The sequence below is a fragment of the Cytobacillus firmus NBRC 15306 genome, assembly GCF_001591465.1.
Taxonomy (GTDB): domain Bacteria; phylum Bacillota; class Bacilli; order Bacillales; family Cytobacillaceae; genus Cytobacillus; species Cytobacillus firmus.
This window is the reverse complement of sequence record NZ_BCUY01000156.1, coordinates 1-3,699: the sequence shown is the minus strand read 5'-3', so window position 1 is coordinate 3,699 and position 3,699 is coordinate 1. Positions and strand designations below refer to the sequence as shown.

General features: G+C 35.9%; 4 protein-coding genes and 1 pseudogene. All 5 read left to right on the top strand.

The genetic code is table 11. The features are described 5' to 3' along the window. Window positions 1-239, top strand: a 239-nt coding sequence (locus tag BFI01S_RS22745; RefSeq protein WP_156478363.1) for a formylglycine-generating enzyme family protein, incomplete at its 5' end; no start/stop codon positions are given. 12 nt (window positions 240-251) lie between these two features. Then, window positions 252-890, top strand: a complete 639-nt coding sequence (locus tag BFI01S_RS21215; protein WP_235831252.1) for a molybdopterin-dependent oxidoreductase — start codon at window positions 252-254, stop codon at window positions 888-890. Between the two features lie 26 nt (window positions 891-916). After that, the gene (locus tag BFI01S_RS21210; RefSeq protein ID WP_061794352.1) at window positions 917-2,236 is read left to right on the top strand and encodes an APC family permease; all 1,320 of its coding nucleotides are present in this window, start codon (window positions 917-919) and stop codon (window positions 2,234-2,236) included. Window positions 2,237-2,279: 43 nt separating this feature from the next. Beyond that, the gene (hisC, locus tag BFI01S_RS21205) at window positions 2,280-3,383 is read left to right on the top strand and encodes a histidinol-phosphate transaminase (RefSeq protein WP_061794351.1); all 1,104 of its coding nucleotides are present in this window, start codon (window positions 2,280-2,282) and stop codon (window positions 3,381-3,383) included. A 30-nt stretch (window positions 3,384-3,413) separates the two neighbouring features. Next, window positions 3,414-3,699 (top strand): annotated as a pseudogene (locus BFI01S_RS21200) (fatty acid desaturase family protein); the annotation flags it as partial.

Genomic DNA, 3,699 nt, shown 5'->3' with positions numbered 1-3,699 from the left:
ATTTAGATATGGCAGGGAATTTAGCAGAATGGTGTTTAGATAACGCTTCTCTTAATTACAAATGGGATGAAACAGGAATGAATCCATTATATCTTTCATCACAAGAAGATTATCACATTGTTAGAGGTGGATGCGGATTACATAATGAAGATTTTATGAGATGTACAGCAAGAGACAACTATCCTGTTTCAGTTAGAGATAATTTAATTGGTTTTCGTTGTGTTATCAATACTATTTAAGGAGAGAGAAATGTGAATTACCCAATGCTTAAGACTCCAAATTTAGACCGAAAGCCATCTTCGCTTCGGTATTATCAAGAAGGTCCACCTAAATCTATTGATTTAGATACTTGGCATCTATCTGTTACTGGATTGGTAGAAAAAGAATTAACTTTTACCTATCAAGATTTATTAGAAATGCAACAAGTAGAGGAAAGTAGAAGAATGGTTTGTGTCTGTAATTGGAGTATTCGCCGTCCATGGAAGGGAATTTTGTTATCCAGCGTTATAGAAATGGCTGGAGTAACTAATCCTGAAAAATACTATTTAAAGCAAACTAGTATAGGAACTAAGGAAAAAGGTGTATATGAATCAACTATTCCTTTAGGTGATGCTCTTTCCAGACGAGCATTGATTGTTCATACGGTTGATGGGGAACCTTTACCAATGGAACAAGGATATCCATTAAGATTATTCGATTTTGGGCTGTACGGATACAAAAATGTAAAAGGTTTAGCAAAATTGGAAGTAACAGAAGAATATCAAATTGGGGAATGGGAACGACGTGCGGGATACGATATCAATGGTATAGTTAGGCCTAAAAAATACTGGATTGCAGATTTGAAAAAATGGGGTTTTATAGAAAAACCAGGTGAAGTCACGGAATTTTAGTTTAATTGATGAAAAGGGGTATTTTTATGAGCCTAAAAAGAGATTTAGGGTGGAAAGAAGCTACTTCTCTAGGAACTGGAGCTATGGTAGGTGCTGGTATTTTTATTCTAAGTGGTGTAGCAACTGGAAAAGCAGGCCCAGCTGTGATGCTTGCTTTTGTCATTGCAGCAATCTTAGAGATTTTACTTGGATTATGTTATGCAGAACTAGCATCAAGATACCCTAGGGCAGGTGGTGCCTATGAATATGTTAGTCAAACAATGGGATCATTTGTTGGAACTCTAATTGGATGGTCATACTGGGGGGCATGGCTTGCAGCAAGTAGTTTCGTTTCCCAAGGATTTGGGAATTATCTTCATTCTTTAACGGGTGCCCCTCCGTTACTGAGTGCGATCATTCTTCTTCTTGTTTTAGGATTTCTAAATATGCTTGGAATAAAGTTTAGTGGTGTCGTTCAAGTGGGAATTGTAGTTGTTGAAATTATCGTACTTATTTTATTTTTTGCTCTAGGTTTTGGTCATGTGAATTATTCATTATATACACCGTTTGCCCCTAATGGCTATGAAGGAATACTTGCTGCCGCATTGGTTGGTTTTCTTTCCATGGTTGGCTGGGATGTAATTGTGGATGCTGGAGAGGAAATGAAAAATCCGAGTAAAACCATTCCAAAAGCCATTTTATCATCCATTATCATTGTACTTGTTCTGTACTCGGGACTATTATTTGTTTCAACAGGAGTTGTTCCTTGGCAGGAACTTGGTTTATCAAAAGTACCAGTCGCTTTAGCTAGCCAACAATTTTTAGGGGATTTTGGACCGACCTTAGTCAGTATAGTGATTGTTATAGCTTTACCAGCAACAGCCAATGCTTTTATCATATCGATTTCGAGAACTGCCTTTGCGATGGGTCGTAATGGATTATTACCGAAAAAATTTGGATTTATCCATCCTCGATTTCAGACTCCAGTTTTGGCAATATTGTTAGGGGTTAGCATACAAATTATGTTTACCCTTGTAAGTTCAATCAATATTGCCGTTAATGCAACTGGCTTTTTGTATCTCCTTACGTTTATTTTTACGATGATTGCCTTTTTTATTTCGAGGAGAAAAGTATCTGTTGAAGAAAGAGCAAATCAGTTTTCAGTCCCTATGTATCCTTTTTTACCAGCCCTTGCCTTAATTATTAGCATTTGTTTACTCGTTCCAGTTGGAGGGTCCGGTTTCTTTTCAGGATTGATATGGTTGTCAATCGGATTTGCTATCTATTTAATTCGTACTAAGTCAATTAAAGAAACTGATAGGATAAGAATAAAAGAGAATGAGGCTAAATTCTCTTCTGCGAAATGATATTGGATAAAACATTATTATAATTCTATAGGAGGTGTTTAATATGAAACCTAAAAAACAACTTTCGACAATAACACCCTATCATCCAGGAAAAACAATTGAAGAAGTTAAACGTACTTATGGTCTTAATCATGTAGTGAAACTTGCTTCCAATGAAAATCCATATGGTTGTTCTCATTACGTTCAAAAGTCAATTATGTCTGAGCTCAACAAACTATCCTTTTATCCAGACAGTCGGGCAGATAGATTAAGAGAAAAACTTGCTGATTCTATTGGAGTGAATGAAGATCAGTTTATATTTGGAAATGGAACTGATGAATTGATTCGGATGATATGTAGAGCTTACTTAGGATCGGATACAAACACAGTGATGTCAGATTTGACTTTTTCTCAATATAAACGAAATGCGATTATAGAGGGGGCAGAGGTCCGAGAGGTTCCCCATGTAAATGGTCGTCACAATATTATGGGAATGATCGATGCGACTGATAAAAAGACAACGGTCGTTTGGATTTGTAATCCTAATAATCCTACAGGTGAGTATGTTCGTAAAAATGAGCTCATAACACTTTTAGATGAGCTCAACAAAGACATCCTTGTAGTCTGTGATGAAGCGTATTACGAATACGTAGATGCAGACGATTTCCCGGATACAGTATCTTTAATGAATAAGTATCCTAATTTAATGATTTTGCGAACTTTTTCGAAAGCTTATGGTCTAGCAGCACTTCGTATTGGTTATGGTATTTGTAAAACGGAAGTAATTAATGTTTTAGAAACAGTGAGGGAAACATTTAATACTTCTCGTTTAGCCCAAGTGGCTGCTGTCGCAGCTTTTGAAGATCAATCCTTTATTAAAGAGTGTCACGAGAAAAATCGAAGGGAACTGCAACAATTCTATTCATTTTGTTGGAGATTTGGACTCTCTTATTTTCCAACCCAGACTAATTTTATATTTATTGATATGAAAAGAGACACAGATAGTTTAGCAAATCGTTTATTATCTAAAGGATTTATTATTCGTCCAGGTAGTGAGTTTGCATGCCCAACTAGTGTAAGAATTACGATAGGTAGCTCAGCACAAAACGATGATCTAATTGCACATTTGTCACAATTACTTCAGATGTCGGAAATGATTGAAAAATAGAGTTTTATATTGCGGCAGGAGGATAGAAGTATGCAAACAAACACGGATAAACATAAGATTAAAAAGGCAAAGTTCTCTGCAGAAATACGTTCAAGAACTAAGGAGCTACATAAGAGGAATAATTGGTATAATTTCTTTTCTATTGGCTATGATTGGGCTATTATTACATGTGCAATTGTCTTTGCTAAAACATTTCCTGACTGGTGGACCTATATCATTAGCATAGCTATTATAGGGAGTAGAATGAGAGCTTTCGACAACTTAATGCATGAAGCAAGCCATTTGTTGTTATTTAAAAATCGTATTTTGAATAAAT